Below are 26428 nucleotides of genomic sequence, written 5' to 3'. Positions count from 1 at the left end.
ATCGGTCCGTGAAAGAGAAGGAAGTAACGGCATGTCCGCTGCTCTCGAAATGGTCAACCTCGCCGCCAAGGACACTGTCTCCGGCAACGTCTCCGCGATCGGCTACGGCCTCGCGGCGATCGGTCCCGGCGTCGGCGTCGGCATCATCTTCGGTAACGGCACCCAGGCCCTTGCTCGTCAGCCCGAGGCTGCCGGCCTGATCCGCACCAACCAGATCATGGGTTTCGCCTTCTGTGAGGCGCTCGCCCTTATCGGCATCGTCATGGGCTTCGTCTACCAGTAAGCCGGACCGACAGCCCAACCCCTTTCACGGAAGGCACTGATGTGAACGCTCTGTTCCTTGCGGCGGAGGAGCCTCAAAATCCTCTCGTCCCGCATCTCGACGAGCTGGTCATCGGTCTGATCGCCTTCGTCATCGTCTTCGGCTTCCTCGCCAAGAAGCTCCTCCCGAACATCAACAAGGTTCTGGAGGAGCGCCGCGAGGCGATCGAGGGCGGCATGGAGAAGGCGGACGAGGCCCAGACCGAGGCCCAGAGCGTGCTGGAGCAGTACAAGGCCCAGCTCGCCGAGGCCCGCCACGAGGCTGCCCGCCTGCGCCAGGAGGCGCTGGAACAGGGCACTGTGCTGAAGGAAGAACTTCGCGCAGAGGGTCAGCGCCAGCGCGAGGAGATCATCGCAGCCGGCCACGCCCAGATCGAGGCGGACCGCAAGCAGGCCGCACTGTCGCTGCGCCAGGACGTGGGCAAGCTCGCCACCGACCTGGCCGGCAAGCTCGTCGGCGAGTCCCTCGAGGACCACGCCCGGCAGAGCCGCACGATCGACCGTTTCCTCAGCGAGCTCGAGGAGAAGGCCGAGGCCGCCCGATGAACGGAGCGAGCCGCGAGGCACTGGCTGCCGCACGTGAGCGTCTCGACGCGCTGACCGACACCACGTCGGTCGACGCGGCGAAGCTCGCTGGTGAGCTGTCCGCCGTCACCGCGCTGCTCGACCGCGAGGTGTCGCTGCGTCGGGTCCTGACCGACCCGGCGCAGGCCGGCGAGGCCAAGGCCCAGCTGGCCGCGCGACTGCTGAGCGGTCAGGTGGGCGGCGACGCCGCCGACCTGGTCTCCGGCATGGTCCGCTCCCGCTGGTCGCAGTCGCGTGACCTGGTCGACGCGCTGGAGGAGCTGGCGGCCACCGCCGACCTCACCGCGGCGCAGCGGGCCGGCGCGCTGGACGAGGTGGAGGACGAGGTGTTCCGGTTCGGCCGGATCGTCGCGTCCGACTCCGGGCTGCGGTCCGCGCTGACCAACAAGTCGGCGCCGGTCTCCGCCAAGAGCGAGCTGCTGCGCAGCCTGCTCGGCGGCAAGGCCAACCCGGTCACCGAGCGTCTTGTGGTACGTCTCGTGGTTCAGCCGCGTGGACGTAGCCTGGAGGCGGGACTCGAGTCCCTGTCCAAGCTCGCCGCGGCACGCCGGGACCGCATGGTCGCCGTCGTCACCTCGGCGGTGCCGCTCACCGACCAGCAGAGGCAGCGCCTCGGCGCCGCACTGGCGAAGCTGTACGGACGCCAGATGCACCTGAATCTCGACGTGGACCCCGAGGTCCTCGGAGGCATCCAGGTACAGGTCGGCGACGAGGTCATCAACGGCACCATCGCGGACCGTCTCGAAGAGGCGACCCGCCGTATGGCCGGCTGACCAGAACCAACTGAACACGTATCGCTAGCGGCCCGGTTGGGCCGTGCAGAGATTGCAGAAGATTCCTGGGGGTCGGCCCCCAGACCCCCAAGAACTTCGGGCCCAACAAGGAGAGCAGGGAACCCAGATGGCGGAGCTCACGATCCGGCCGGAGGAGATCCGGGACGCGCTGGAGAACTTTGTCCAGTCGTACCAGCCGGACGCGGCCTCGCGCGAGGAGGTCGGAACGGTAAGCGTTGCCGGCGACGGCATCGCGAAGGTCGAGGGTCTTCCCTCGGCCATGGCGAACGAGCTGCTGAAGTTCGAGGACGGCACCCTCGGTCTCGCCCTCAACCTCGAGGAGCGGGAGATCGGTGCGATCGTCCTCGGCGAGTTCAGCGGTATCGAGGAGGGCCAGCCGGTGCAGCGCACCGGTGAGGTGCTCTCCGTCGGCGTCGGCGAGGGTTACCTCGGCCGCGTCGTCGACCCGCTCGGCAACCCGATCGACGGTCTCGGCGAGATCGCGACCGACAGCCGTCGCGCCCTCGAGCTGCAGGCCCCCGGCGTCATGGTCCGCAAGTCGGTCCACGAGCCGATGCAGACCGGCTACAAGGCCGTCGACGCGATGGTGCCGATCGGCCGTGGCCAGCGTCAGCTGATCATTGGTGACCGTCAGACCGGCAAGACCGCTCTGGCTGTCGACACGATCATCAACCAGCGCGACAACTGGCGCTCGGGCGACGTGAACAAGCAGGTGCGCTGCATCTACGTCGCCATCGGCCAGAAGGGCTCCACCATCGCGTCCGTTCGCGGTGCGCTGGAGGAGGCGGGCGCGCTCGAGTACACGACGATCGTCGCCGCCCCGGCTTCCGACCCGGCCGGCTTCAAGTACCTGGCGCCGTACACCGGTTCTGCCATCGGCCAGCACTGGATGTACCAGGGCAAGCACGTCCTGATCATCTTCGACGACCTGTCGAAGCAGGCCGACGCCTACCGCGCCGTGTCGCTGCTGCTGCGCCGTCCGCCGGGCCGCGAGGCCTACCCGGGCGACGTCTTCTACCTGCACTCGCGTCTGCTGGAGCGCTGCGCCAAGCTCTCCGACGACATGGGCGCCGGTTCGATGACGGGTCTGCCGATCGTCGAGACCAAGGCGAACGACGTGTCGGCGTTCATCCCGACCAACGTCATCTCCATCACCGACGGCCAGTGCTTCCTGGAGTCCGACCTGTTCAACGCGGGCCAGCGCCCGGCGCTGAACGTCGGTATCTCGGTCTCGCGCGTCGGTGGCTCCGCCCAGCACAAGGCCATGAAGCAGGTTTCCGGCCGACTGCGTGTGGACCTCGCCCAGTACCGCGAGCTGGAGGCGTTCGCCGCCTTCGGTTCCGACCTGGACGCGGCCTCGAAGGCGGCGCTGGAGCGCGGCAAGCGCATGGTCGAGCTGCTGAAGCAGCCGCAGTACAACCCGTACCCCGTCGAGGAGCAGGTCGTCTCCGTCTGGGCCGGCACCACCGGCAAGATGGACGACGTCCCGGTCGAGGACATCCGTCGCTTCGAGAGCGAGCTGCTGGAGCACCTGCGCCGCGAGCGCAAGGAGCTGCTGACCAGCATCGCCGAGGGCGGCAAGATGTCGGACGACACCCTGACGTCGGTCGCGGACGCCATCGCCGCCTTCAAGCGGCAGTTCGAGACCTCGGACGGCAAGCTCCTGGGCGAGGACGCGCCGGCCGTCAACGTCTCCAAGTGACGACGGAAGGGACCTGACTCATGGGAGCCCAGCTCCGGGTCTACAAGCGTCGCATCCGATCCGTCACCGCGACCAAGAAGATCACCAAGGCGATGGAGATGATCGCCGCCTCGCGCATCGTCAAGGCGCAGCGCCAGGTGGCGGCTTCTACGCCGTACGCGACCGAGCTCACCCGTGCGGTGACCGCGGTGGCGACCGGCTCCATTACCAAGCATGCCCTGACCACCGAGGTCGAGAAGCCGGCCCGGGCCGCTGTCCTGCTCGTCACGAGCGACCGCGGTCTGGCCGGCGGCTACTCCTCGAACGCCCTCAAGGCGGGGGAGCGGCTGACGGAGCGGCTCCGCGGTGAGGGCAAGGACGTCGACACGTACATCGTCGGCCGCAAGGGCGTCGCCTACTACAACTTCCGCGAGCGCAAGGTCGCGGAGTCGTGGACGGGCTTCACCGACAGTCCGACGTACGCGGACGCCAAGAGCGTCGCCGCGCCGCTGATCAAGGCGATCGAGACGGAAACGGCCGAGGGTGGCGTGGATGAACTCCACATCGTCTTCACCGAGTTCGTGTCGATGATGACGCAGAACCCGGTGGAGAACCGGATGCTGCCGCTCAGCCTCGACCAGACCGCGGAGGAGTCCGGTACGAAGGGCGAAATCCTTCCGCTGTTCGACTTCGAGCCGTCGGCGGAGGACGTCCTCGACGCTCTGCTGCCGCGCTACGTCGAGAGCCGCATCTACAACGCACTGCTGCAGGCCGCCGCTTCCGAGCACGCCGCCCGCCGCCGCGCGATGAAGTCGGCGACCGACAACGCCGGGGAACTCATCAAGAGCCTCTCCCGGCTTGCCAACGCGGCCCGCCAGGCCGAAATCACCCAGGAAATCAGCGAGATCGTCGGTGGCGCCAGCGCCCTGGCCGACGCGACCGCGGGGAGTGACAAGTAATGACGACCACTGTTGAGACGGCCGCCGCCACGGGCCGCGTCGCCCGGGTCATCGGCCCGGTCGTCGACGTGGAGTTCCCCGTCGACGCGATGCCGGAGATCTACAACGCCCTCAAGGTCCAGGTCGCAGACCCGGCCGAGGACGGCAAGATCAAGACGCTGACCCTCGAAGTCGCCCAGCACCTGGGTGAGGGCCTGGTCCGTACGATCTCGATGCAGCCCACCGACGGTCTGGTCCGCCAGGCCCCGGTGACCAACACGGGCGAGGGCATCACCGTCCCCGTGGGCGAGATGACCAAGGGCAAGGTGTTCAACACCCTCGGTGAGATCCTGAACAAGCCCGAGGCCGAGGCCGAGGTGACCGAGCGGTGGCCCATCCACCGCAAGGCCCCCTCGTTCGACCAGCTCGAGTCGAAGACCGAGATGTTCGAGACCGGCGTCAAGGTCATCGACCTTCTCACCCCGTACGTCAAGGGTGGAAAGATCGGTCTGTTCGGTGGTGCCGGTGTCGGCAAGACCGTTCTGATCCAGGAAATGATCTACCGCGTCGCCAACAACCACGACGGTGTGTCGGTGTTCGCGGGCGTCGGTGAGCGTACCCGTGAGGGCAACGACCTCATCGAGGAGATGGCCGAGTCCGGCGTCATCGACAAGACGGCGCTTGTCTTCGGCCAGATGGACGAGCCCCCGGGCACCCGTCTGCGCGTCGCCCTCGCCGGTCTGACCATGGCGGAGTACTTCCGCGATGTGCAGAAGCAGGACGTGCTCTTCTTCATCGACAACATCTTCCGTTACACCCAGGCCGGCTCCGAGGTCTCCACGCTGCTCGGCCGTATGCCGTCCGCGGTGGGTTACCAGCCGAACCTGGCCGACGAGATGGGTCTGCTGCAGGAGCGCATCACGTCGACCCGCGGTCACTCGATCACCTCGATGCAGGCGATCTACGTCCCCGCGGACGACCTGACCGACCCGGCGCCGGCGACCACCTTCGCCCACCTGGACGCGACGACCGTTCTGTCGCGTCCGATCTCGGAGAAGGGCATCTACCCGGCGGTCGACCCGCTGGACTCGACGTCCCGCATCCTGGACCCGCGCTACATCGCGGCGGACCACTACGCGGCCGCCATGCGCGTCAAGGGGATCCTCCAGAAGTACAAGGACCTCCAGGACATCATCGCGATCCTCGGTATCGACGAGCTGGGCGAAGAGGACAAGCTCGTTGTCCACCGCGCCCGTCGCGTCGAGCGCTTCCTGTCGCAGAACACCCACGTCGCCAAGCAGTTCACCGGCGTGGACGGTTCGGACGTACCGCTCGACGAGTCGATCACCGCGTTCAACGCGATCTGCGACGGCGACTACGACCACTTCCCCGAGCAGGCGTTCTTCATGTGCGGTGGCATTGAGGACCTCAAGGCCAACGCCAAGGAGCTCGGCGTCTCCTGAACCACCCGAGCCGCGTGACTCACGCGACTCATGGGAGAGGGGCGGGTCCGTCCCGCCCCTCTCCGTACGCCCCCTAGAATTGACCCAACACCCGGCACAACCGCCGGGTGGTGACCCGAGGAGCCACCTTGGCTGCTGAGCTGCACGTCGAGCTGGTCGCGGCGGACCGTAACGTCTGGTCCGGCGAGGCCTCCCTGGTCGTCGCGCGCACCACGTCCGGCGACATCGGCGTCATGCCCGGTCACCAGCCGCTGCTGGGTGTGCTGGAGTCGGGCCCGGTGACGATCCGTACGAGTGACGGCGGCACTGTCGTCGCCGCTGTGCACGGCGGGTTCATCTCTTTCGCCGACAACAAGCTGTCTCTGCTCGCGGAGATCGCCGAACTGGCGGACGAGATCGACGCCGCGCGTGCCGAGCGGGCGCTGGAGCGGGCGAAGGCGGAGGCGGACGCCGCCGCCGAGCGCCGCGCCGACGTCCGACTGCGCGCGGTCGCGGGACACTGAGTCCCGCACCGACACGTTTTGACTTCAGCCGCGGCCCGTACTGGATACTCCAGAGCGGGTCGCGGCTGAGGCGATACAGCTGGGACTTCTGTTCTCTTACTGGTACTGGATGAAGCGAGGAGGTCGGTGGATATGTTCCTCGCTCTGCTCGTGAGCGGCTCGGTAGTCGTGCTGGTACTGGTGGGACTGTTCGTCTTCGGACTGCGCCGGCGGCTGATCCAGCGCTCCGGCGGCACTTTCGACTGCAGTCTGCGCTGGAACACCCCCGAGGAGCCCGACACCTCGGGCAAGGGGTGGGTGTACGGCGTCGCCCGCTACAGCGGCGACCGCATCGACTGGTTCCGCGTCTTCTCGTACGCCCCCCGCCCGCGCCGCGTCCTGGAGCGCTCGGCGATCGAGGTGCTCTCGCGCCGCGCTCCCGAGGGCGAGGAAGAGCTGGCGCTGCTGTCCGACGCCTGCATCCTGGGCTGCGCGCATCGCGGTACGCGGCTGGAGCTGGCGATGAGCGAGGACGCTCTCACCGGTTTCCTCGCCTGGCTGGAGGCCGCGCCTCCCGGCCAGCGCGTCAACGTGGCGTAGACGGCGCAGAAAGCAGTCGGGGGGACGGGTCAGTGACCCGTCCCCCCGACTGTTTCAAGCCTTTGTGCGGTGGACCCTTACTACTTCAGACCGTTGTTGATCGCGGTCACCAGTTCGCCATTGGCGGTGTCGCCGCTGAATTCCCAGAAGAACGCGCCTCCCAGGCCCTGCCCCTTCGCCCAGCTCATCTTCGAGGCGATGGTCGCGGGGGTGTCGTAGCTCCACCAGTCGGTGCCGCAGTGGGCGTACGCCGTGCCCGCGACGGTACCGTTCGCCGGGCACTTGGTCTTGAGGATCTTGTAGTCCTCGATGCCCGACTCGTACGTGCCGGCGGCGGGGCCGGTCGCCGTGCCGCCCGGCTCCTTCTGCGTGACGCCCGTCCAGCCGCGCCCGTAGAAGCCGATGCCGAGCAGCAGCTTCTTCGCCGGCACGCCCTTCGCCTTGAGCTTGGCGATGGCGTCGGCCGAGGTGTAGCCGGCCTGCGGGATGCCGGTGTACGAGGTCAGCGGGGAGTGCGGGGCGGTCGGACCGTTCTTGGCCCAGGCGCCGAAGAAGTCGTACGTCATCACGTTGTACCAGTCGGAGTACGCGGCCGCTCCGGCGTAGTCGGCGGCGTCGATCTTGCCGCCTGCCGTGGCGTCCGCCGTGATGGCGGCGGTGACCAGGTTGTCCGTGCCGAACTTGGTGCGCATGGCCTGCATCATGTTCTTGAACGCGGCCGGGCCGCTGGTGTCGCAGGACAGACCGCAGGCGTTCGGGTACTCCCAGTCCAGGTCGATGCCGTCGAAGACGTCGGCCCAGCGCGGGTCCTCCACCAGCTTGTAGCAGGAGTCGGCGAACGCGGCCGGGTTCTTGACGGCGTCGGTGAAGCCGCCGGACCAGGTCCAGCCGCCGAAGGACCACAGCACCTTGATGTTCGGGTGCTTCGCCTTGAGCTTGCGCAGCTGGTTGAAGTTGCCGCGCAGCGGCTGATCCCAGGTGTCGGCCTTGCCGTCGACGCTCTGGTCGGCGGTGTACGCCTTGTCGATCGCCGCGAAGCTGTCGCCCATGGTGCACTTGCCACCCTGGACGTTGCCGAACGAGTAGTTGATGTGCGTGATCTTGCCGGCGGAGCCGGAGGTGTCCAGGTTCTTCACGTGGTAGTTGCGTCCGTAGACGCCCCACTCGGTGAAGTAGCCCAGCTTGACCTGGTCGCCCGGCCCGGGGCCGGGGTCCGTACCGCCGCCGGTGGTCCTGACCGCGCGGGCGCCGCTGACCGGGCCCGTCTGGTCGGCGGTGTCGCGGGCCTGGACGGAGTACGAGTAGTCGGTGCCCGCGGTGAGGCCGCTGTCCGTGTACGACGTGGTGGTGACCGTCGCGACCTTGGCGCCGTCGCGCAGCACGTCGTAGTTCTTGACGCCCTTGTCGTCGGTGGACGCGGTCCACGAGAGCTTCACCGACGTGTCGGTGATGGTGCTCGCGGAGGGGGTGCCGGGGGCGGTCGGCGGGGTGTCGCCGGGCACGGAGCCGCCGTCGCAGGAGCCGCCGTTGAGCTTGCAGCCGCTGGGGGAGCCGGTGCCGGTTCCGTTGAAGCCGAAGGACACGCTGGCGCCGGGGGCCAGGCTGCCGGCCCAGCTCTTGTTCTTGGCGGTCCAGTGGTTGCCCGAGTTGGTGACGTCGGCGTCCCAGGCGGAGGTGACGGACGTACCGGCCGGGAAGTCCCACTCGACGGTCCACCCGCTGAGGGTGGTGGTGCCGGTGTTCTTCACCGTCCACTTGCCCTCGAAGCCGGTGCCCCAGTCGGAGCTCTTGGTGTACGAGGCGGTCGCCGACTCGGCGGCCTGTGCGGGGGAGGCGAGGCCGACCATGGCGGCGAGGGGCACGATCAGCGCGGTCAGTCCGGCTGCCGCCCGGGTTCTGAAGCGGGTGCGTAGGGGGGTCGATGTACTCAAGGGTGCTCCCAAGAGAGAGGTCCGGCGGTGAAAGGGGATGGGACCTGCGCCGCTCGGCGAGCACACCGGATTGACATGACACGCTCACCACTGCGGTGCGGCGAGCGTAGGAAGGTCTGGACCAATCGTCAAGAGGTCTGGACCACCGGAGTCCAGCCGGGGGTCATCCCGGGGACACCGGTCGGTCAGATGCCCAACTCCTGAGCGAGTACGGCGGCTTGCACCCGGCTGCGCAGCTCCAGCTTCCCCAGCAGGCGGCTCACGTGCGTCTTCACCGTCGCCTCGGCCATGGACAGGCGCAGGGCGATCTCCGCGTTCGACATCCCTTCGCCCAGGCACGACAGCACCTCGCGTTCGCGCCGGGTGAGCGAATCGAGCACGGCCGGATCCGGCGCGTCCGCGGGCCGTACGGGCACGGGCGACGCGAACTCCGCGATCAGCCGGCGGGTGACGGCGGGCGCGATCAGACCCTCGCCGCGCGCCACCGTGCGTACCGCCTCGATCAGGTCCTTCGCGTCGGTGTTCTTCAGCAGGAAGCCCGCGGCCCCCGCGCGCAGCGCCCCGAAGACGTACTCGTCGAGGTCGAAGGTGGTCAGCACCAGGACGTCGGCGAGCCGCTCCGCCACCACCTGCCGGGTCGCCGACACCCCGTCCAGACGCGGCATCTGCACGTCCATCAGCACCAGGTCCGGGCGCAGCTCGCGGGCCATCCTGACCGCCGCCTCGCCGTCCCCGGCCTCCCCGGCCACCTCGATGTCCGGAGCGCTGTTCAGGATGAGCACCAGGCCCGCCCGTACCGCCGACTGGTCCTCCGCGACCAGCACCCGAATCGTCATGCGGGGAGCTCCGTATCGTCCTCTGCGGGCAGCTGTGCCCGTACCTGCCAGATCTTCGTGCCGTCCGCCGCGGTGACCGGGCCCGCCTCCAGCGTCCCGTCGAGCAGTGACACCCGCTCCCGCATCCCCACCAGACCGGCCCCGGAACCGGGCGCGCGCGGGCCGGGCCGCTCCCCGTACGGGCTGCTCACCCGTACCGTCAGCCGCCGGCCGGCGCGGGCGAGCGACACGGTGACCGTACCGGGGGAAGCGTGCTTGAGGGCATTGGTCAGGGACTCCTGGACGATCCGGTACGCGGCCATCTCGACCGGCGCCGGGAGCCGCCCGCCCGCCTCGCGTCCGTCGTCGAGGGCGAAGGCGAGACCGCTGTCGGCGCCGACCGTACGCACCTGGCCGAGGAGGGCGTCGAGTCCGTCGAGCGAGGGGGCGACGGCGGGCTCCCGGCCCGCTCCTCCGGCGTCCCGGAGCAGCCCGATGAGCCGGCGCATCTCGGCCAGGCCCTGGACGCTGTTCTCGCGGATGACGGCCAGCGCGTCCGCCGACGCCTTCGGCTCTCCTATGGACAGCGCGGCCGTGGAGTGGATCGCGATGGCCGAAAGGTGGTTGGCGACCATGTCGTGCAGCTCGCGCGCCATCCGGGACCGCTCGGCCGCGATGGCCTGGCCGCGGTCGATCTCGGCCAGCAGCGCGGTCTGCTCGGCGCGCAGCCGCGCCGCCTCGGCCGCCTGGCGGTGGTTGCGCAGGGTGGCGCCGGTGACGGCGGGCGCGAGGGAGACCAGACCGGTGACGACACCGAGGAGCAGCGCTTCCGGCCGGCGGAACCAGGCCAGGGCGGCGATCGTGACGGCGACGGTGACCAGACCGCTGACGACCGGGATCCGGCGGGCGGACGCGGGGGTTCCGTACACCACGCCGGCGTACATCAGGTCGGTGAACATGAGGACGGTGGCCAGGTTGCCGTGGGTGAACTGGTCCGCGACCAACGCGAGCGCGCCGACGAGCAGGGCCGCACGGGGGCACGACCTGCGCAGCAGCTCCAGGAAGGCCGTCACGGCGAGCGGTACGAGCGTCACCCAGGGCGGCAGGAGTCCGCGGTCGGGCGTGATGTGCAGCCCGAGGCCCCACAGCAGGGCCCCGCCGAGCAGGCCGGTCACCGCGATGAGGACGTCGTCGCGGTGGGGGCGGGGGAAGCGGGCCACGCCACCATCCAACACGGTACGGACCGGCTCGTCCTCCCCGCGCGGGGTGAGCCGCGAGTACATCGAAGGATGCAGTGGGAGTTCGTCACCGGCGACGACGACGCGCGGCTCCGCGGGCGGGAGGGTGGAGCGTGACGGAGAGGGGAGTCCCGTGATCGTCACGTTGATCGTCATCTGCGAGGTCGGCTTCTGGGTACTGCTGGCGGGGGGTCTCGCCCTGCGCTACCTGGCGGGGATGCCGCGCGCCGGGGCGGCCGTGCTGCTCATGGAACCGCTGCTGGAGGTCGTGCTGCTGACCGTCACGGCCGTCGACCTGAAGAACGGCGCCGAACCGGACTGGAAGCACGGACTCGCCGCCGTCTACATCGGCTTCACGGTGGGGCTGGGCCACCGCACCGTCAAGTGGGTCGACGCCCGGTTCGCCCACCGCTTCGCGGGCGGTCCGGCGCCGGTGCCGGCACCGAAGTACGGGACGGCCCGCGCCGTGCACGAGTGGAAGCTCGCGGCCCACTGGATCCTGGCCGCGACGGTCGCCCTGGGGCTGCTCCAGGCGGCGGTCCGGTACGTCGGGGAAGACGGGGACATCGGGTCGCTGCGGATGTGGCAGCAGAAGATGCTCTTCCTGATCGGCATCAACGTGGTCGTCGCGGCGGCGTACACGGTCTTCCCGAAGCGGGAGCCGGCCGGGTAGCCGGGTGGTGGGGGCTCCGCCCCGGACCCCGGTCCCCGATGTGCCGGACGGGCCTGAGGGCCCGGCCCGTCCGGCACATCGGGGACCGGGGAGGGGACCGCCGCGGGCGGTCACCGGCTAGCGCTCGCCGCCGGGCACCCACAGCACGTCCCCGACCTCCTTGTTCGCCACCCTGGCCAGGATGAACAGGAGGTCCGAGAGCCGGTTGAGGTACGTCGCCGTCAGCGGGTTCATGACCTCGCCGTGCACCTCGAACGCCGCCCACGTGGACCGCTCTGCGCGCCGTACGACCGTGCACGCCTGGTGCAGCAGCGCCGCGCCCGGAGTGCCGCCCGGCAGGATGAAGCTGCGCAGCTTCTCCAGCTCCTCCAGAAAGCGGTCGCAGTCCGCCTCCAGCTTGTCGATGTACGCCTGCTCGACACGCAGCGGCGGGTACTTCGGGTCCTCGACCACCGGGGTCGACAGATCCGCGCCCACGTCGAAGAGGTCGTTCTGGACCCGGACGAGGACCTTCACGACCTCTTCGCCGAGCTGCCCCAGGGCGATCGCCGTCCCGATGGCGGCGTTGGCCTCATTGGCGTCGGCGTACGCCGAGATCCGCAGATCGGTCTTGGCGGTGCGGCTCATGTCGCCCAGGGCGGTGGTGCCCTGGTCGCCGGTACGGGTGTAGATGCGCGTCAGATTGACCATGGAGCCGAGCCTAGCTACGCCCCCGCCTTCCGGAAGACACGTGTGCCCACCGTCACGGAGACCAGCACCAGCGCGGCCGAGATCAGGACGCCGTACAGCATCGCCGTGCCCGCGTAGCCGCCCACGTACGCCGCCCGCATCGCGTCCACCAGGTACCGGAAGGGCATGAGGCCCGACAGCGCGTCCAGCCAGCCCGGTGCGAGGGCCATCGGCAGCATCAGGCCGGAGAGAGGCATCGACGGCATGCTCACCGCGTTGACGACCGGGCCGAACTCGTGCGGCTCGGAGACCTTGAGCGCGAGCGCGTACGAGAGCGCGTCGGTCTCGTCGAGGTAGTGCGTGGTGAGGAAGACGGTGGTGCCGTACCGGTCGCGCAGCCGGCGCACCAGCTTCCACGGACCGGCCCGGTTGCCCGGGTCGAGGCCGGTGGTCGGCTCGTCGAGGAAGAGCACCTCGGGCCGGTGGGTGAGGCCCATGGCGATGTCGAGCCGTCGCCGCCGGCCACCGGAGAGCGCGCCGCACACGCGGTCCATCAGCCCGGCCAGGTCCAGGTCGTGGGCCGGCTCGTCGGCGCGGGCGGCCGCTTCGGCCCTGGAGAGGCGGTGGAGGCGGCCCTGGGTGACGAGTTCCTCGCGTACGGACACCCGAGGGTCCACGCCGCTGGACTGGACTACGTATCCGATCTTCCGCCGTACGCACGCGGGGTCCCCCACCAGGTCGTGGCCCGCGACGGTGGCGGTGCCGTCGGTCGGTGCGAGCAGTGTGGTGAGCATCCGCAGGGTGGTGGTCTTGCCGGCGCCGTTGGGTCCGAGGAAGCCAGGATCTCGCCCGGATCGACGCTCAGGTCGATGCCGCGGACGGCTTCGACGGGGCCTGCCTTGATGGTGAAGGTCCGGGTGAGCCCGGCCGTACTGATGACCGCCATGCGCCCGGAAAAGCAGAGGCACCTGAAATTTACAACGACCCCAAAATTGAACTGAGCCCAGCGAAGCCAGGGTGGAGGCATGGCCGAGGGACTCAGAGAGCGCAAGAAGCGGCAGACCGGGCAGCACATCTCCGACGTGGCGACCGGACTCTTCCTGGAGCGGAGCTTCGACGCGGTGACGGTCGCCGAGATCGCCGAGGCCGCCGATGTCTCGGTCAACACCGTCTACAACTACTTCCCGGCCAAGGAGGACCTCTTCCTCGACCGGGGCGGCGACATCGTCGACCGCCTCTCGCGGTACGTCCGCGGACGCCGCGCCGGGGAGTCGGCGGTCGGCGCCGTGCTGCGCGAGCTGCGCGGGGCGGTCGAAGGCGTCTCACCCGCCGTGGGCCTCTTCGCGGGGTACGGCCGGTTCATGCGTGTCGTCTCGGAGGCCGACTCCCTCAGGCCGCGGCTGTGGCGCATCCAGCAGGAGAGCCTCGAAAACCTGGAGCGCACCCTCGGGCAGGAGACCGGTGCCGAGCCCGGCGACCCGCTCCCCGTCCTGGTCGCCGGCCAGCTGTCCTGGCTCCAGACGATGTTCATGGGGTGCATCGGCCGGGAGATGACCGCGGGCCGCGAGGCCGCCGAAGTCTCCCGCGAGGCGCTCGTCCTCCTCGACGAGAGGGAGGAGCTGCTGAGCGGGAAGGTGCTCAACTACGCGGTGCGGGCCACCGAGTGAGGGATGCCGGTGTGATGTCCGCCATTTGGGACGTGACGCGCATCTCTTCACCGCCACTCGGCCGCTCACGGACGCTAATCTCCGCCGGAGAGCCTGAAGTGAACAGGTGTTAAGGCCGAAGGAATCAAGGGGTGTGCCGTGGCCAGGAAGCTCGCCGTCATCGGAGCCGGACTCATGGGGTCCGGTATCGCGCAGGTATCGGCGCAGGCGGGCTGGGACGTGGTCCTGCGCGATGTCACCGACGCCGCGCTGACCCGGGGCCGTGACGGCATCAGGGCCTCGTACGACAAGTTCGTGTCCAAGGGGAAGCTGGAGGCCGCGGACGCCGACGCGGCGCTCGGCCGCATCACCACGACCACCGACCTCGACGCGGTCGCCGACGCCGACATCGTCGTCGAAGCCGTCTTCGAGAAGCTCGAGGTCAAGCACGAGATCTTCCGTACGCTCGACAAGCTCGTGCGCGACGACGCGGTCCTCGCCTCCAACACCTCCGCCATCCCGATCACCAAGATCGCGGCGGTGACGGAACGTCCGGAGCGGGTCGTCGGCGCGCACTTCTTCTCGCCCGTGCCGATGATGCGGCTCTGCGAGCTCGTGCGGGGTTACAAGACCAGCGACGAAACACTCGCCCGTACACGCGAGTTCGCCGAATCCGTCGGCAAGACCTGCATCGTCGTCAACCGTGATGTGGCAGGATTTGTCACCACCCGCCTCATCTCGGCCCTCGTCGTCGAGGCCGCCAAGCTCTACGAGTCGGGTGTCGCGTCGGCCGAGGACATCGACATCGCCTGCAAGCTGGGCTTCGGCCACGCCATGGGACCGCTCGCCACCGCCGATCTGACCGGTGTCGACATCCTGTTGCACGCGACCAGCAACATCTACACGGAGTCGCAGGACGAGAAGTTCGCGCCGCCGGAGCTGATGCGCCGGATGGTTGACGCCGGTGACATCGGACGCAAGAGCGGGCAGGGCTTCTACAAGCACTGACGCCATGCCGGCTCCTGGGTCACTCCCAGGAGTGAATTCGGTATCGGTTCGCTTACGGGCGGCAACTTCCTTGCCCGTACGGCAGTCAGTCGGGTGCAAGGAAGAAGCAGGACACGAAGAAACTGACGGACTCCCGGGGAGCGCATATGCACATCAGGGGCGATCACGTCGAGCTGGTCGTCGGGGGCCGCCTCGATGTCCGCAGCGCGGCGGACGCCCGTACGGCCCTGCACTCGGCCGTCGACGACGGAGTCGGCGATCTGGTGCTGGACCTGACCGAGTTGGACTCCTGGGACGCCACCGGCCTGGGCGTCATCATGGGCGCCCACCGGCGCGCCGGGCGGGCGGGCCGCAGGCTCGTGCTGCGCGGGGTGCCGGCCCAGATGCAGCGCCTGCTGGTCGCGACCAGACTGCACCGCATCCTCGCCATCGAGGGCGGCCTCGCGGCCGAATCGCTGCCAAGGGTCTGACAGGGATCCGAGCGGTACGGCGTGGGACATCGCGGGACAGCGCGAGGCATACGGCGGGCGCACAATCCTCACGAGACCGTGATGTCCCGGGCGGGGCGGCCCCCCTCTTGTTCACAGATACTGTGCCAAGGTCTAGGGTTCGGTCGCCTGCCGATTGACGAACCCGAGTACGGCGGGCACCGGACCAGAAGCGACAGCGAGCGTGCGAAAGGCCGGGAGGGACAACCGCACGCAACGCCTCTGGGAGGCTTTGACCATGGACCCGATGAACCGGGGACCGGAAGAGTACGGCCACGACGACGACCGTTTCGTCGCGGGCGACGCCGGTGACGGGCCGCGCCGGCCACCGCGGGACGCGCTGCCGCCGGCTCTTGCGCAGAGCGGTCAGGCCAAGGGGGGCGGGCAGCCCTCGCCTGCGCCCGCCCGCACCGTGCAGGTCGTCGCGGGCGACTTCCTGCTCACCGTCAACCCTGTCGACGGCAGCGAGATCGAGGTCTGCCCGCCCGGCGAGCGTCCCGCGCGGCCGGTCAGGCGCGACGCCGACGACCGCGCCGAGCTGCTGCGGGCGGCCGCGCCGCCCGTACCGTCGGGGCCGGCCGTTCCCGACCGCCCGCTCCTGGAGCGCCAGGAGGAGTGCGAGAGGCTCGTGCGGCTGCTCGCGCGCGGGCGTTCGGTGCGGCTGACGGGACCGTCGGGATCCGGCCGTACGGCACTGCTCGACGCCGTCGCCGAAGAGTGCGCGGACCTCGCGCCCGACGGCGTCGTACGCCTCTGCGGAAGCCACCGCACGCCCGAAGAACTGCTCCACGACCTGTTCGCGGCCGTGTACAGCGCGCCGCTGCACCGTCCGGACCGTGCGGGGCTGCTCGGTCTCGTCCACGAGATCGGTGCCGTCGTCGTCCTCGACGACCTGGAGTTCGGCGGAGCGGCGCTGGACGAGCTGCTGGAGGCCACGCCCGAGTGCGCCTTCCTGCTCGCCACGACGCCGGATGTCGCCCCACCCTCGCCCGAGTCGCACGTCGAGGAGGTCTTCCTCGGCGGTCTCGGCCGCGGCGCCAGTCTGGAGGTCCTCGAACGGGCCGTGGACCGGCCGCTCACCGACGACGAGGCGAACTGGGCGGGCGACCTGTGGTTCGAGTCCGAGGGGCTGCCGCTGCGCTTCGTGCAGGCGGGCGCGCTGCTGCGCCAGCGCGACCGGCTGCGAGCCGACCCCAACGCCTTCGACGAGTACGGGTACTTCAGCGAGCAGCCGTCCGACGCGCCCTTCGACGCGGACGACGGCCACGACGTGCCCCTGCCCTCGCTCGCCGAGGGAGCGATGCCCGTGGCGCTGCTCGTGTCCCGGCTGAGCGAGTCCGCCCGGGACACTCTGCGCTTCGCCCTCGCGCTCGGCGGCGAGGTTCCGCACCAGGCGCACCTGCCGGCCCTCGTGGGGGACACCCACGCGGACGCCGCGCTCGGCGAGCTGATGAGCTGCGGCCTGCTCTCGCCGGCCGGCTCGCACTGCCGGCTGGCGGCCGGTGTGGCCCCGCAGCTGGAGGCCGCGGGGTTCGCGGACGACGTGGCGGAGCGGGCGCACAGCGCCGCCCAGCACTACGCCTGGTGGGTCGGACACCCCTCGGTCACGCCCGGGCGGGCGACCGCGGAGGCCGACGCGGTCCTCGCCGCGATGGCGGCACTGGTACCGGGCACCGAGGCGGGGCATCCGAGCGCCGCCGTCCTGCTCGCCCGTACGGCGGCGCCCGCCTTCGCCGCCGGGCTGTGCTGGGGGGCGTGGGAACGGGCCCTGCGGACCGGGCTCGAAGCCGCGCGCCTCGCGGGTGAGGTCGCCGAAGAGGCTTACTTCCACCACGAGTTGGGTGTCCTCGCGCTCTGCACGGGCAACCTGGACCGGGCCCGGGCCGAGCTGGAGGCGTCCATCGCGATGCGCGGCGCCGTGGCCGACAAGAGCGGCACCGTCGCCGGACGCAGGGCGCTGGCGCTGGTCGCGGACCGCTCCGGCGCGGGCGTCGGCGGACTCGTGCCGGGCGGACGCACGACCGCGGGCGAGGAAGTGCCCGCGGCGCGGTACGAGGAGTCGGCGTCGCCCCCCGGCGGCGTACCGGCGGCGGTCGTACCCCTGTCGCTGCCACCCAGGCCCGAACAGCCGCGTGAGGACAGCACGCTGGTCGCCCACCGTCCGGCGGCGACCCCGGGCGGGGGCCGTCTCGCCCTGCTCAGCGGCGCGCGGCGCAACATGGTCGCGGCGGGCGCGGGCGCGCTGCTCGTCGCCGTACTCGGCGCCGTGGTGACCCTGGGCGCGGCCTCGGACAGCGACGAGACCCCGGACCACAAGGTCAGGACCGAGCAGACGGCCAGTGAGGACGACGGACTGGACGGTCTGCCGGCCGACGAGCCGACCCGGGGATCGACCGAGCGCCCGGGCGATCCGGGCGACCCGGCCGGGCCCGGTACGTCGGGACAGCCGCAGCCGGGCGAGAGCGGCGACAGCAAGGCTCCCGGCAGCAGTCCGTCCAAGAGCGGCAAACCGACGGACGACGACTCCTCGTCGCCGGGGAGCAAGCCGCCGACTTCGGACGATCCGACGACGGGCGGTCCGACCACCGGCGGTCCGACCACGGGAGGCCCCACGACCGTCGGCCCGACCACCGGAGGCCCCACGACCGGCGGCCCGACCACGGGCGGTTCCACGACGGGCGGCCCGACCACCGGAGGCCCCACCTCGACGGGTGGAACCTCCGAGGGCGGGACCTCCGAAGGCGGAACCACCGAAGGCGGAACCACCGAAGGCACTTCCGAGGGCGGGACCACCGAAGGCGGGACGACCACCGAAGGCGGGACGACCACCGAGGGCGGGACCACCGGCGACACGAACGGCGGAACCACCGACGGCACCACCACCACGGGCGGCAGCCCCAGCAACAGCGTCTCGGTCTCGTCCGGCGCGCAGGACCCCGCCAGCCCCGCGTAGGGCGTGGGGCGGGGCGAAGGGGGTTCTTCCCCCCCGCCCCGCCCCTTTCCGAAGGCCGTGAGCCGGGAGCGGGTCAGAACAGGCGGAGCTTGTCGTCCTCGATGCCGCGCATCGCGTCGTAGTCCAGTACGACGCAGCCGATCCCGCGGTCCGTCGCCAGTACGCGCGCCTGCGGCTTGATCTCCTGCGCCGCGAAAACGCCCCTCACCGGAGCCAGGTGCGGGTCCCGGTTGAGCAGTTCGAGGTAACGGGTGAGCTGCTCGACGCCGTCGATGTCACCACGCCGCTTCAGCTCCACCGCCACCGTCGCCCCGTCCGCGTCGCGGCACAGGATGTCCACCGGGCCGATGGCGGTGGGATATTCGCGCCGGATCAGGGAGTAGCCCTCGCCGAGGATCTCGATGCGGTCGGCGAGCAGCTCCTGAAGGTGCGCTTCGACGCCGTCCTTGATGAGGCCGGGGTCCACACCCAGCTCGTGGGACGAGTCGTGGAGGACTTCCTCCATCGTGATGATCAGTTTCTCGCCCGCCTTGTTGATCACCGTCCAGGTGCCTGCATCGTCTCCGGTGCCCTCCTTGAGGGTGCACGGCGGTGACATCCAGTTGAGCGGTTTGTACGCCCTGTCGTCGGCGTGGATCGAAACGCTGCCGTCCGCCTTCACCAGGATCAGACGGGGAGCGGAGGGCAAGTGGGCGGTGAGCCGGCCCGCGTAGTCCACGGAGCAGCGGGCAATGACGAGACGCATGGGGCGCAACGCTACTCGACTACCCGTGCTCTACGCGATTCGCCCCGTAAGCCCCTGTTCGTTGTTGGCCGGTTGTGTTCCCAATCTCCTGGTGCGGTCCGGACCGCACCCTTAACTTGGATGCAGGAGGTCGTCGTACGTGCACTCTGCGTCGTCGTCCGCCTTCCCTGCCCGTAAGACCCCGGCCCGGGGTCGCGAGAGGAGAACCCATGTCGCTCGACGTCTCACCGGCACTGTTGGAACAGGCCGAGCGAGGCGATGTCGACGAAGCCGCCTTCGTCGACTGCGTCCGGACCTCCCTGCCTTACGCATGGGAGATGATCAGCTCTCTGGTGGCACAGCTGAAGGTCGACGGTGGAGAGTTCGCCGACAACCAGACGCCTCCGCCGGACGAGCAGGCTCGTGGTCAGCTGCTGCGCGCACTCGCGAGTGACGCGATTCGCGGTGCGCTCCAGCGGCACTTCGGCGTACGTCTTGCTTTCCAGAACTGCCACCGCGTAGCGGTGTTCCCGCTGGCCCCCTCTTCGGACGAGCGGCTCGGCCGCTTCACCTCGATCAGGGGGCAGCTGCTCAACCAGTCACCGGAACTGCGGGACTGCTGAGACAACGCTGCCGCTCCGCATCGTGGGAGTTGCACGCCTGATGCGGAGCGGCGGTGTTCCGCCGGGCCGGCCCTGGTCCGGGCCGACGGGGTCAGGACAGCAGGGGGAGCACCTCGGACCCCAGCAGCCGTACGTTCTCCTCGGTGGCGGCAAGGTCCCCCGACCCTTCGACGAACAGTGCGAAACGCGTGATGCCGGTCCGTTCCGCAGTGGCCGCCAGCCGGTCGGCGGCCAGCTGCGGCGGGCCCACCGGGTGCAGCCGGCACAGCATCCCCGTGTAGGCGACGGGGTCCCGCATCGCGCGGTGCCGCCCGTCCACCGTCACATGGGCGTCGAGCCCCTGCTTGAGCCAGCCGGGCATCGCCTTCGTCAACGTCTCCGTGGCGTCGGCCGCGCTGCTCGCGATCTGAGCCACTCCGGCCGAGACGTGACCCGCCCGCGCGACCGTTTCCGGCTCATGTCCCGCGGCGAGCGCGTGCCTGCGCCACAGCGTGACCATCTCCGCCTTGTCCTCGTCGCCGCAGTGCATGCCGAGCAGCATCGGCAGGCCGCGTTCGGCCGCCAGCCGCACGCTCTTGGGCGAGGTGCAGGCGATCACCACCTCGGGACCCCCGGGGGCTTCAGGTCCTCCGGGATCCGTGGGCAGCAGTTCGTCCGGCCTGGGGACGACGGCGACTTCGCGGAAGTCGAACCGCTCCCCCCGCGACTCGACGCGCGGCTCGCGCAACCACCGCAGCAGCAGGTCCAGCGATTCGGGGAACCCGTGCTCGTACGCCTCCAGCCCCTGTCCGAACACCTCCAGGTCCACCCACGGACCGCCCCGCCCGACGCCGAGCGTGAAGCGCCCGCCGGAGGTGAGGTGCAGCAGCGCGGCCTGCTCGCCCAGGGCGACCGGGTGTACGGTCGGCAGGACGCTGACCGCCGTGCCCACGCGGATCCGCCGGGTGCGGCCGAGCAGCAGCCCGGCGAAGGTCACCGCGGAGGGGCACACGCCGTACGGCACGAAGTGGTGCTCCGCGAGCCAGACCGAGTCCAGCCCGCACTCCTCGGCGACCTCGGCCGACCGCACCGCCCGGTGCAGCGCTTCCCCTTGGCCCTGGCCCGGGAACTGGGCTGCCAGTACAAACGTTCCGACACGCATCGCCTTCTGCCTCCTTGCGGCCGACGCGGCATCCCCCTTCACTGGCAACAACGCCTGACACGTGCCAAAGGCACGGCCACGTGAGGAGTTGTTGCGATTTTCCGGTAAGCCGGAGCCTGTGGGCGGCGGGCTCGTACGCGGTGCGGTACGGGTACCCCGGCCGAATGGCCCTAGGCTTGGAAGAACCACTTCCTTCCGATCCGTGAGGTTTCAGGTGTCCCCGCGTCGCAACCGCCCCAAGGGCGGCGAGAACCCGACCGAGCCCCGGAGCGGCACGGCAGGAGACAGGTTCGGGCTCCAGAGCACCGAGTTGTGGCAGGGCGAGGAGTGGTCGGTGCGCCACGTCGCCGGAGCGAGCGCGGCCGGCAAGCGCTACCGCTGCCCGGGCTGCGACCAGGAGATCCCGTCCGGGGTGCCGCACCTGGTGGCCTGGTCCGAGTACGGCGGCGTCGACGACCGCAGGCACTGGCACAAGGCGTGCTGGAACGCGAAGGACCGCCGCACCTCGAAGGTGCAGCGGTCCCGGAACGCCCCGCGCTACTGACCGGCGCGGCGGGCGCGGTCACACGTCGCGCTTCTCCAGGGCCAGGAAGGCGCCGCCGAGCGCCACGGCGGTCACGCCCGCCACGATCCACAGCGGGTCCCACCCCGACGGTCCCGACGGGGTGACCGAGGCGTCGTAGAAGACGGCGAGCTGGCTGGGGATCGAGTACTCGAAGAGCGCCTGCCGAAGGTCGGCCAGCGACTCGGAGAACATGAACATCGCCAGCACCAGCGGCAGCAGCACCACGCCGATCATGATGGTGATCGCGCCCGCCGAGTGACGGATGAGCGAGCCGACGGCGAGCGACAGCAGGCCGAGTGTCGCGATGTAGAGGCTGACGCCGACCGTCGCGCGCAGCCAGTCCTCGCCGGTGGCCGTGGCGCCGTCCAGCATTGCGGACTGGAGCGCCCCGACGGCGGCGGTGGTCACCAGCGTGATGGCGAAGGCCAGCGCGAAGAAGACGATCGCCTTGGCGGTCAGCACCCGGGCGCGGCTGGGGCACGCGGTGAGGGTCGTGCGGATCATGCCCGTGCCGTACTCGGAGGCGACGGTCATCACGCCGAGCGTGATCACCGGGATGGCGCCGAGCAGTACGCCGAAGAAGCCGAGGCTCAGGACCGGGGACTCCTCGAGGTCGGCGCCGGACGAGGAGACGAGCAGCGTCGAGAGCAGTCCGATGCCGAGGACGAGCACGATCATCACGCCGAGCGTCCACACCGTGGAGCGCACCGACCGGATCTTCGTCCACTCGGAGGCGAGGGCGTCCCCGAGCGTCGCCCTGCGCACCGGGATCGGCGAGACGTACGACGCGACGCCCTGCGGCGGGTACTGCTGCGGGGCCTGCTGCTGGTACGGGGTCGTCATCGGGCGTCCTCGGGGCTGTCGCTGTCGCTCTTGGTCGGATGGGGGGCGGCGGGCGCCGGTGCGGGCGCGGGGGGCACCGGCGGAGCGGGAGGCGCCGCGTACGGGTTCCGGCCCGGTGCGGGCGCGTAACCGGGCACGGGTGCCTGGCCGGGCGGTACGGGCGCGCCGGCGAAGGGCGGCTGCCCGCCGGCCTGGGGCGGCGGCGGGGCGTACCAGCCCTGCTGCGGCACGGGCGGCACGGGCGGGGCGTGACCGCCGGGCGGGTGCGGCTGGTCCGGCGGCTGGAAACCGGCCAGCTGGTCGGCCGTCGAGCGGTAGTCCACCGCGCTCTGCGTCATCCGCATGTACGCCTCTTCCAGCGAGGCCTGGTGCGGCGAGAGTTCCCACAGCCGTACGTCGGCCTCGTGCGCGAGGTCGCTGATCCGCGGCAGCGGCAGCCCGGTGACGCGCATCGCACCGTCGTGTTCGGTCATGACGTGCCCGCCGGCCTCGGTCAGTACCGAGGACAGCTTCTCGCGCTGCTGCGGCTCGGCCTGCGGCGTACGCACCCGGGCGAAGTCCGCGGAGTTGGCGGAGATGAAGGCCTTGACGCTCATGTCGGCGAGCAGCTGCCCGCGCCCGATCACGATCAAGTGGTCGGCGGTGAGCGCCATTTCGCTCATGAGGTGGCTGGAGACGAAGACCGTGCGGCCCTCGGAGGCCAGCGTCTTCATGAGGTTGCGGACCCACAGGATGCCCTCGGGGTCGAGGCCGTTGACCGGCTCGTCGAAGAGCAGCACCTGCGGGTCGCCGAGCAGCGCCGCCGCGATGCCCAGGCGCTGCCCCATGCCGAGCGAGAAGCCGTTGGAGCGCCGCCTGGCGACGTCCTGGAGGCCGACGACCCCGAGCACCTCGTCGACCCGCTGGGCGGGGATGCCGGAGAGCTGCGCCAGCGACAGCAGGTGGTTGCGGGCGGTGCGCCCGCCGTGCACGGCCTTGGCGTCGAGCAGGGCGCCGACCTGCCGGGGGGCGTTGGGCAGCTTGCGGAAGGGGTGGCCGCCGATGGTGACATGGCCCGAGGTGGGCTCGTCGAGCCCGAGGATCATGCGCATCGTCGTGGACTTGCCGGAGCCGTTGGGGCCGAGGAAGCCCGTCACCGTGCCCGGGCGAACCTGGAAGGAAAGGTTGTGCACGGCTGTCTTGGCGCCATAGCGCTTCGTCAGGCCGACTGCCTCGATCATGTGTGTGCAGCCCCATCGACAGGTCGGGTCGTCGGGGCTGTGACCGCATGGCCGAACGCGCCCCCGTAAGGGTTAGGAGGATAACCAGCCGTTGACGGTTCCGGCTAAGCCGGGGACGCGGCCGTCGCCCCTACGCGTCCCGCTTCTTCAGCAGGGCGTACCCGCCCGCCACGGCCACGACGACCCACGCCACCATGATCAGCAGCCCGCCCCACGGACCGTACGGCGCATCGTCGTCGAGCGGCGGCACCACCTGCATGATCTTGCTGCCCGCCTGGTCGGGGAGGTACTGGCCGACCTTCTCGGTCGCGGAGACATTGCCCAGGACCGGCGCGAGGAGGAAGAAGATCGGCATCAGGATGCCGAGCGCGAGCATCGGGCTGCGCAGCATGGTGGCGACGCCCATCGAGAACAGCGCGATCAGGGTCATGTAGAGCCCGCCGCCGATCACCGCGCGCAGGACGCCCGGGTCGCCGATGTCCGCTCCCAGGTCGCCCAGCATCGCCTGGCCCAGGAAGAAGGAGGTGAAACTCGTGACCATCGCGACGGCCAGTGCGAGCGCCGTGGCGACGGTTATCTTGCTGAAGAGGAAGGCGCCGCGCTGCGGGACCGCGGCGAGCGACATGCGGATCATTCCGGTGCTGTACTCGTTCGACACGACGAGCACGCCGAAGACGATCATCGCCAGCTGGCCGAGGCTCGTTCCGGCGAAACTCACGAAGGTGGGATCGAAGGCGAGCTTGTCCCGGGCGCCCATGTCCTTGAACTCGTTCTTCGAGAGAACGCTGATCAGCATGCCGAGGCCGATCGTGACCACCGCGGCGAGACCGAGCGTCCACACCGTGGACCGAACCGATTTGATCTTGGTCCATTCCGATTTGAGCACCTGTGCGACCGCCATGGCTCAGACCCCCTTCTTCCGCTGCTGCACGCCGGCGCCCCAGCCGGCCCCGGGCGACTGCGGCCCCGCGCCGTCCGTATGCGCGTGGTACTCCACGGACTCCGCGGTCAGCTGCATGAACGCCTCCTCCAGCGAGGCCTGCTGGGGGCTCAGTTCGTGGAGGACGAGCTGGTGGCGGGCGGCGAGCTCACCGAGCTGCTCCGAGGTCACGCCGTCCACCTCCAGCGTCCCGTCACCCCTGCTGACCGCCGTGATCCCGGCCTCGTGCAGGGCATCGCGCAGCCGCTCCTGCTGCGGAGAGCGCAGCCGCACGTAACTGCGCGAGTTCTCCCGGATGAAGTCGGCCATGGACGTGTCGGCGAGCAGCCTGCCCTGGCCGATGACGACCAAGTGGTCGGCGGTGAGCGCCATTTCGCTCATGAGGTGGCTGGAGACGAAGACCGTACGGCCCTGGCCCGCCAGCGACTTCATCAGGTTGCGGATCCAGTGGATGCCCTCGGGGTCGAGCCCGTTCACCGGCTCGTCGAACATCAGGATCTCGGGGTCGCCCAACAACGCGCCCGCGATGCCGAGCCGCTGGCCCATGCCGAGCGAGAACCCCTTCGCGCGCTTCTTGGCGACGGCCGTCAGGCCCACCGTTTCGAGGACCTCGGAGACCCGGCGGCGGGGGATGCCGTTGCTCTGGGCCAGGCACAGCAGGTGGTTGTACGCGCTGCGGCCGCCGTGCATCGCCTTGGCGTCGAGGAGCGCGCCGATGTACTTCAGGGGATCCCTGAGTTCGGCGTACCGCTTCCCGTCGATGCGGACGTCGCCCGCCGTCGGGTTGTCCAGCCCCAGCAGCATCCGCATGGTCGTCGACTTGCCCGCCCCGTTCGGGCCCAGGAAGCCGGTCACGATGCCCGGCCGTACGGTGAAGGTCAGATGATCGACGGCCACCTTCTCGCCGTAACGCTTCGTCAGCCCCGTCAGCTCAATCATGCCCGCCACGCTAAAGGCGCACCGAGCCCCCCGCCACCGGAATGACGGGGGGCTTTCGGGGCTTTTACGGCCTGCTTGCTTCCGCTTCGGGCTAGCGGGTCTGCGGGGCCGGGACGCCGCGGGTGATCGGCTCGTCGTCGGCCGGGGCACCGGCGGCGGCGACGGCCGCACCGGTCAGCGTCGCCAGCATCTCGCGGACGTTGGTCAGCTGCGCGTTGATCGAGTCGCGGCGGTTGGTGAGCGCCGCCAGCTCGCGCTCCGATTCGCTGCGGATCCGGTCGGCCTTGGCGTTGGCGTCGGCGACGATGTCCTCGGCCTGGCGCTGCGCGGTCTCCACCGTCTGACGGGCACGGCGCTCCGCGTCCGTACGCAGCTTCTCGGCCTCCAGGCGCAGCTGCTCGGCGCGGTGCTCGATCTCGGCCAGACGCTTCTCGGCCTTGGCCTGGCGCGAAGCCAGGTCGCGCTCGGACTGCTCGCGGCGCTTGGCCAGGTTCGTCTCGAAGTCCGCGGCGGCCTGGGCGGCCTTGGCGCGGGTCTCCTCGAAGAGGGCGTCCGCCTCCTCGCGCTTCTGCTGTGCGTCCTTCTGCGCCTCGCTGCGCAGCGTCGAGGCGTCCCCCTTGGCCTTCTCGACGATACGGACACCCTCGTCCTCGGCCTTCGCCTTGCGCTCGGCGGCGAACGACTCGGCGTCGTTGCGCACCTGCTGCGCGGCGGACTCGGCGAGCTCGCGGTGCTGCTCGGCGGCGCGACGGGCCTCCTCACGCAGGTCCTTCGCCTCCTCCTCGGCGAGACGGAGGATCTTCTCGACACGCGCACCGAGACCGGCGTACGACGGCTCGGCATCGCTGACCTGGGCCTGGGCGTTCTGCGTCTCGAGGTGGAGCTCCTCGATGCGCTTTTCCAGAGCAGTGATTCGGGCCAGAGCACTGTCACGGTCGGCGACGAGTTTGGTAATGCGGTCGTCCACCTGACCGCGGTCGTAACCACGCCGCACGAGCTCGAAGCCGAAGGGGGAGGAAGTGTCGCTCATGGGGTTCCTGGGTTCCTGTCGAATGAGACCGGTGGGGTGCTAGGGGGAATCCTAGGGGCCCGGGCGGCGTGTCACCGAGCCAATGGAGGTTTGGTCCGGAGAATGACACCTCTTTCGA

The 26428-nt window shown here is 70.2% G+C and carries 26 protein-coding genes and 1 pseudogene; 15 read left to right on the top strand and 12 right to left on the bottom strand.

All coding sequences use genetic code 11. The features are described from left to right. Positions 1-31 precede the first annotated feature (31 nt). From atpE to BN1555_RS09800, 8 genes are all read left to right on the top strand, one after another. Positions 32-283 (top strand): ATP synthase F0 subunit C, encoded by a 252-nt coding sequence (atpE, locus tag BN1555_RS09835; protein WP_176710009.1) that lies wholly within the window; start codon positions 32-34, stop codon positions 281-283. A 41-nt stretch (positions 284-324) separates the two neighbouring features. After that, positions 325-867 carry a F0F1 ATP synthase subunit B gene (locus BN1555_RS09830; RefSeq protein WP_093799023.1) on the top strand — a complete coding sequence of 181 codons (543 nt, stop codon included), beginning with the start codon at positions 325-327 and terminating at the stop codon, positions 865-867. Next, positions 864-1679, top strand: a complete 816-nt coding sequence (locus tag BN1555_RS09825; RefSeq protein WP_093799022.1) for a F0F1 ATP synthase subunit delta — start codon at positions 864-866, stop codon at positions 1677-1679. Before BN1555_RS09830 ends, BN1555_RS09825 begins: the two co-directional genes overlap by 4 nt. 127 nt (positions 1680-1806) lie before the next feature. Beyond that, entirely contained in the window at positions 1807-3402 is a 1596-nt protein-coding gene (gene atpA / locus BN1555_RS09820) for a F0F1 ATP synthase subunit alpha (RefSeq protein WP_093799021.1), read from the top strand. 20 nt (positions 3403-3422) lie between these two features. After that, positions 3423-4340 carry a F0F1 ATP synthase subunit gamma gene (locus BN1555_RS09815; protein WP_093799020.1) on the top strand — a complete coding sequence of 306 codons (918 nt, stop codon included), beginning with the start codon at positions 3423-3425 and terminating at the stop codon, positions 4338-4340. Next, positions 4340-5782 (top strand): F0F1 ATP synthase subunit beta, encoded by a 1443-nt coding sequence (gene atpD, locus BN1555_RS09810; RefSeq protein WP_093799019.1) that lies wholly within the window; start codon positions 4340-4342, stop codon positions 5780-5782. The genes BN1555_RS09815 and atpD overlap by 1 nt, the downstream gene beginning before the upstream one ends. Before the next feature lie 128 nt (positions 5783-5910). Then, positions 5911-6285, top strand: coding sequence for a F0F1 ATP synthase subunit epsilon (locus tag BN1555_RS09805; protein WP_093799018.1), 375 nt, complete (start codon positions 5911-5913; stop codon positions 6283-6285). 132 nt (positions 6286-6417) lie between these two features. After that, the gene (locus BN1555_RS09800) at positions 6418-6864 is read left to right on the top strand and encodes a DUF2550 domain-containing protein (RefSeq protein ID WP_093799017.1); all 447 of its coding nucleotides are present in this window, start codon (positions 6418-6420) and stop codon (positions 6862-6864) included. 80 nt (positions 6865-6944) lie between these two features. Here BN1555_RS09800 and BN1555_RS09795 read toward each other — a convergent pair whose 3' ends face one another. From BN1555_RS09795 to BN1555_RS09785, 3 genes are all read right to left on the bottom strand, one after another. After that, positions 6945-8795 carry a glycoside hydrolase family 18 chitinase gene (locus BN1555_RS09795; protein WP_093799016.1) on the bottom strand — a complete coding sequence of 617 codons (1851 nt, stop codon included), beginning with the start codon at positions 8793-8795 and terminating at the stop codon, positions 6945-6947. 185 nt (positions 8796-8980) lie between these two features. Further along, positions 8981-9631, bottom strand: a complete 651-nt coding sequence (locus BN1555_RS09790) for a response regulator (protein ID WP_093799015.1) — start codon at positions 9629-9631, stop codon at positions 8981-8983. Next, entirely contained in the window at positions 9628-10830 is a 1203-nt protein-coding gene (locus BN1555_RS09785) for a sensor histidine kinase (RefSeq protein ID WP_093803305.1), read from the bottom strand. The genes BN1555_RS09790 and BN1555_RS09785 overlap by 4 nt, the downstream gene beginning before the upstream one ends. A 151-nt stretch (positions 10831-10981) precedes the next feature. On the opposite strand from BN1555_RS09785, the gene BN1555_RS09780 reads away from it, so the two are divergent. Further along, the gene (locus tag BN1555_RS09780) at positions 10982-11521 is read left to right on the top strand and encodes a hypothetical protein (protein ID WP_093799014.1); all 540 of its coding nucleotides are present in this window, start codon (positions 10982-10984) and stop codon (positions 11519-11521) included. A 117-nt stretch (positions 11522-11638) separates the two neighbouring features. Here the strand turns inward: BN1555_RS09780 and BN1555_RS09775 are convergent, their stop codons facing one another. Continuing rightward, complete coding sequence (locus BN1555_RS09775) at positions 11639-12211, bottom strand: cob(I)yrinic acid a,c-diamide adenosyltransferase (RefSeq protein ID WP_093799013.1); 573 nt, start codon at positions 12209-12211, stop codon at positions 11639-11641. A gap of 308 nt (positions 12212-12519) precedes the next feature. After that, positions 12520-13136 (bottom strand): annotated as a pseudogene (locus BN1555_RS09770) (ATP-binding cassette domain-containing protein); the annotation flags it as partial. 79 nt (positions 13137-13215) lie between these two features. On the opposite strand from BN1555_RS09770, the gene BN1555_RS09765 reads away from it, so the two are divergent. The 4 genes from BN1555_RS09765 to BN1555_RS09750 all read left to right on the top strand — a co-directional run bounded on the left by BN1555_RS09765 (position 13216) and on the right by BN1555_RS09750 (position 18285). Then, positions 13216-13857 (top strand): TetR/AcrR family transcriptional regulator, encoded by a 642-nt coding sequence (locus BN1555_RS09765; RefSeq protein ID WP_093799012.1) that lies wholly within the window; start codon positions 13216-13218, stop codon positions 13855-13857. 138 nt (positions 13858-13995) lie between these two features. Next, on the top strand, positions 13996-14844 hold the full coding sequence (locus BN1555_RS09760) for a 3-hydroxyacyl-CoA dehydrogenase family protein (RefSeq protein ID WP_093799011.1): 849 nt from the start codon (positions 13996-13998) through the stop codon (positions 14842-14844). A 146-nt stretch (positions 14845-14990) separates the two neighbouring features. After that, the gene (locus BN1555_RS09755; protein ID WP_093799010.1) at positions 14991-15314 is read left to right on the top strand and encodes an STAS domain-containing protein; all 324 of its coding nucleotides are present in this window, start codon (positions 14991-14993) and stop codon (positions 15312-15314) included. Between the two features lie 256 nt (positions 15315-15570). Then, a complete protein-coding gene (locus BN1555_RS09750; RefSeq protein WP_093799009.1) occupies positions 15571-18285 on the top strand; it encodes an ATP-binding protein in 2715 nt (904 codons plus the stop codon). Positions 18286-18358: 73 nt separating this feature from the next. Here BN1555_RS09750 and nucS read toward each other — a convergent pair whose 3' ends face one another. Further along, the gene (nucS, locus tag BN1555_RS09745) at positions 18359-19030 is read right to left on the bottom strand and encodes an endonuclease NucS (RefSeq protein ID WP_093799008.1); all 672 of its coding nucleotides are present in this window, start codon (positions 19028-19030) and stop codon (positions 18359-18361) included. A 209-nt stretch (positions 19031-19239) separates the two neighbouring features. Here nucS and BN1555_RS09740 point away from each other — a divergent pair, with 209 nt between their 5' ends. Then, on the top strand, positions 19240-19632 hold the full coding sequence (locus BN1555_RS09740) for an SCO5389 family protein (protein ID WP_093799007.1): 393 nt from the start codon (positions 19240-19242) through the stop codon (positions 19630-19632). A 91-nt stretch (positions 19633-19723) separates the two neighbouring features. Here the strand turns inward: BN1555_RS09740 and BN1555_RS09735 are convergent, their stop codons facing one another. Beyond that, on the bottom strand, positions 19724-20773 hold the full coding sequence (locus BN1555_RS09735; protein WP_093799006.1) for an LLM class flavin-dependent oxidoreductase: 1050 nt from the start codon (positions 20771-20773) through the stop codon (positions 19724-19726). A gap of 214 nt (positions 20774-20987) precedes the next feature. On the opposite strand from BN1555_RS09735, the gene BN1555_RS09730 reads away from it, so the two are divergent. Beyond that, the gene (locus BN1555_RS09730; RefSeq protein ID WP_093799005.1) at positions 20988-21317 is read left to right on the top strand and encodes an ATP/GTP-binding protein; all 330 of its coding nucleotides are present in this window, start codon (positions 20988-20990) and stop codon (positions 21315-21317) included. An 18-nt stretch (positions 21318-21335) separates the two neighbouring features. Here BN1555_RS09730 and BN1555_RS09725 read toward each other — a convergent pair whose 3' ends face one another. From BN1555_RS09725 to BN1555_RS09705, 5 genes are all read right to left on the bottom strand, one after another. Further along, complete coding sequence (locus BN1555_RS09725) at positions 21336-22181, bottom strand: ABC-2 transporter permease (protein ID WP_093799004.1); 846 nt, start codon at positions 22179-22181, stop codon at positions 21336-21338. Continuing rightward, positions 22178-23401, bottom strand: a complete 1224-nt coding sequence (locus tag BN1555_RS09720; RefSeq protein ID WP_093799003.1) for an ABC transporter ATP-binding protein — start codon at positions 23399-23401, stop codon at positions 22178-22180. Before BN1555_RS09720 ends, BN1555_RS09725 begins: the two co-directional genes overlap by 4 nt. A 130-nt stretch (positions 23402-23531) precedes the next feature. Next, positions 23532-24302: an ABC transporter permease gene (locus BN1555_RS09715; RefSeq protein WP_093799002.1), complete on the bottom strand. Its 771-nt coding sequence runs from the start codon at positions 24300-24302 to the stop codon at positions 23532-23534. Between the two features lie 3 nt (positions 24303-24305). Further along, complete coding sequence (locus BN1555_RS09710; RefSeq protein WP_093799001.1) at positions 24306-25280, bottom strand: ABC transporter ATP-binding protein; 975 nt, start codon at positions 25278-25280, stop codon at positions 24306-24308. 91 nt (positions 25281-25371) lie between these two features. Then, entirely contained in the window at positions 25372-26310 is a 939-nt protein-coding gene (locus BN1555_RS09705) for a coiled-coil domain-containing protein (protein WP_093799000.1), read from the bottom strand. Positions 26311-26428 lie beyond the last annotated feature (118 nt).

This window comes from Streptomyces sp. Wb2n-11, from assembly GCF_001049855.1.
GTDB lineage: Bacteria > Actinomycetota > Actinomycetes > Streptomycetales > Streptomycetaceae > Streptomyces > Streptomyces altiplanensis.
The sequence above is the reverse complement of the archived record's forward strand: the minus strand, read 5'-3'. Positions and strand labels throughout refer to the sequence as shown.

Coding starts and splice junctions, on each gene's coding strand:
- atpE (WP_176710009.1), top strand. CDS start 32: ATGTCCGCTGCTCTCGAAATGGTCAACCTCGCCGCCAAGGACACTGTC.
- BN1555_RS09825 (WP_093799022.1), top strand. CDS start 864: ATGAACGGAGCGAGCCGCGAGGCACTGGCTGCCGCACGTGAGCGTCTC.
- atpA (WP_093799021.1), top strand. CDS start 1,807: ATGGCGGAGCTCACGATCCGGCCGGAGGAGATCCGGGACGCGCTGGAG.
- BN1555_RS09815 (WP_093799020.1), top strand. CDS start 3,423: ATGGGAGCCCAGCTCCGGGTCTACAAGCGTCGCATCCGATCCGTCACC.
- atpD (WP_093799019.1), top strand. CDS start 4,340: ATGACGACCACTGTTGAGACGGCCGCCGCCACGGGCCGCGTCGCCCGG.
- BN1555_RS09800 (WP_093799017.1), top strand. CDS start 6,418: ATGTTCCTCGCTCTGCTCGTGAGCGGCTCGGTAGTCGTGCTGGTACTG.
- BN1555_RS09790 (WP_093799015.1), bottom strand. CDS start 9,631: ATGACGATTCGGGTGCTGGTCGCGGAGGACCAGTCGGCGGTACGGGCG.
- BN1555_RS09775 (WP_093799013.1), bottom strand. CDS start 12,211: ATGGTCAATCTGACGCGCATCTACACCCGTACCGGCGACCAGGGCACC.
- BN1555_RS09765 (WP_093799012.1), top strand. CDS start 13,216: ATGGCCGAGGGACTCAGAGAGCGCAAGAAGCGGCAGACCGGGCAGCAC.
- BN1555_RS09755 (WP_093799010.1), top strand. CDS start 14,991: ATGCACATCAGGGGCGATCACGTCGAGCTGGTCGTCGGGGGCCGCCTC.
- BN1555_RS09750 (WP_093799009.1), top strand. CDS start 15,571: ATGGACCCGATGAACCGGGGACCGGAAGAGTACGGCCACGACGACGAC.
- nucS (WP_093799008.1), bottom strand. CDS start 19,030: ATGCGTCTCGTCATTGCCCGCTGCTCCGTGGACTACGCGGGCCGGCTC.
- BN1555_RS09740 (WP_093799007.1), top strand. CDS start 19,240: ATGTCGCTCGACGTCTCACCGGCACTGTTGGAACAGGCCGAGCGAGGC.
- BN1555_RS09735 (WP_093799006.1), bottom strand. CDS start 20,773: ATGCGTGTCGGAACGTTTGTACTGGCAGCCCAGTTCCCGGGCCAGGGC.
- BN1555_RS09725 (WP_093799004.1), bottom strand. CDS start 22,181: ATGACGACCCCGTACCAGCAGCAGGCCCCGCAGCAGTACCCGCCGCAG.
- BN1555_RS09720 (WP_093799003.1), bottom strand. CDS start 23,401: ATGATCGAGGCAGTCGGCCTGACGAAGCGCTATGGCGCCAAGACAGCC.
- BN1555_RS09715 (WP_093799002.1), bottom strand. CDS start 24,302: ATGGCGGTCGCACAGGTGCTCAAATCGGAATGGACCAAGATCAAATCG.
- BN1555_RS09710 (WP_093799001.1), bottom strand. CDS start 25,280: ATGATTGAGCTGACGGGGCTGACGAAGCGTTACGGCGAGAAGGTGGCC.
- BN1555_RS09705 (WP_093799000.1), bottom strand. CDS start 26,310: ATGAGCGACACTTCCTCCCCCTTCGGCTTCGAGCTCGTGCGGCGTGGT.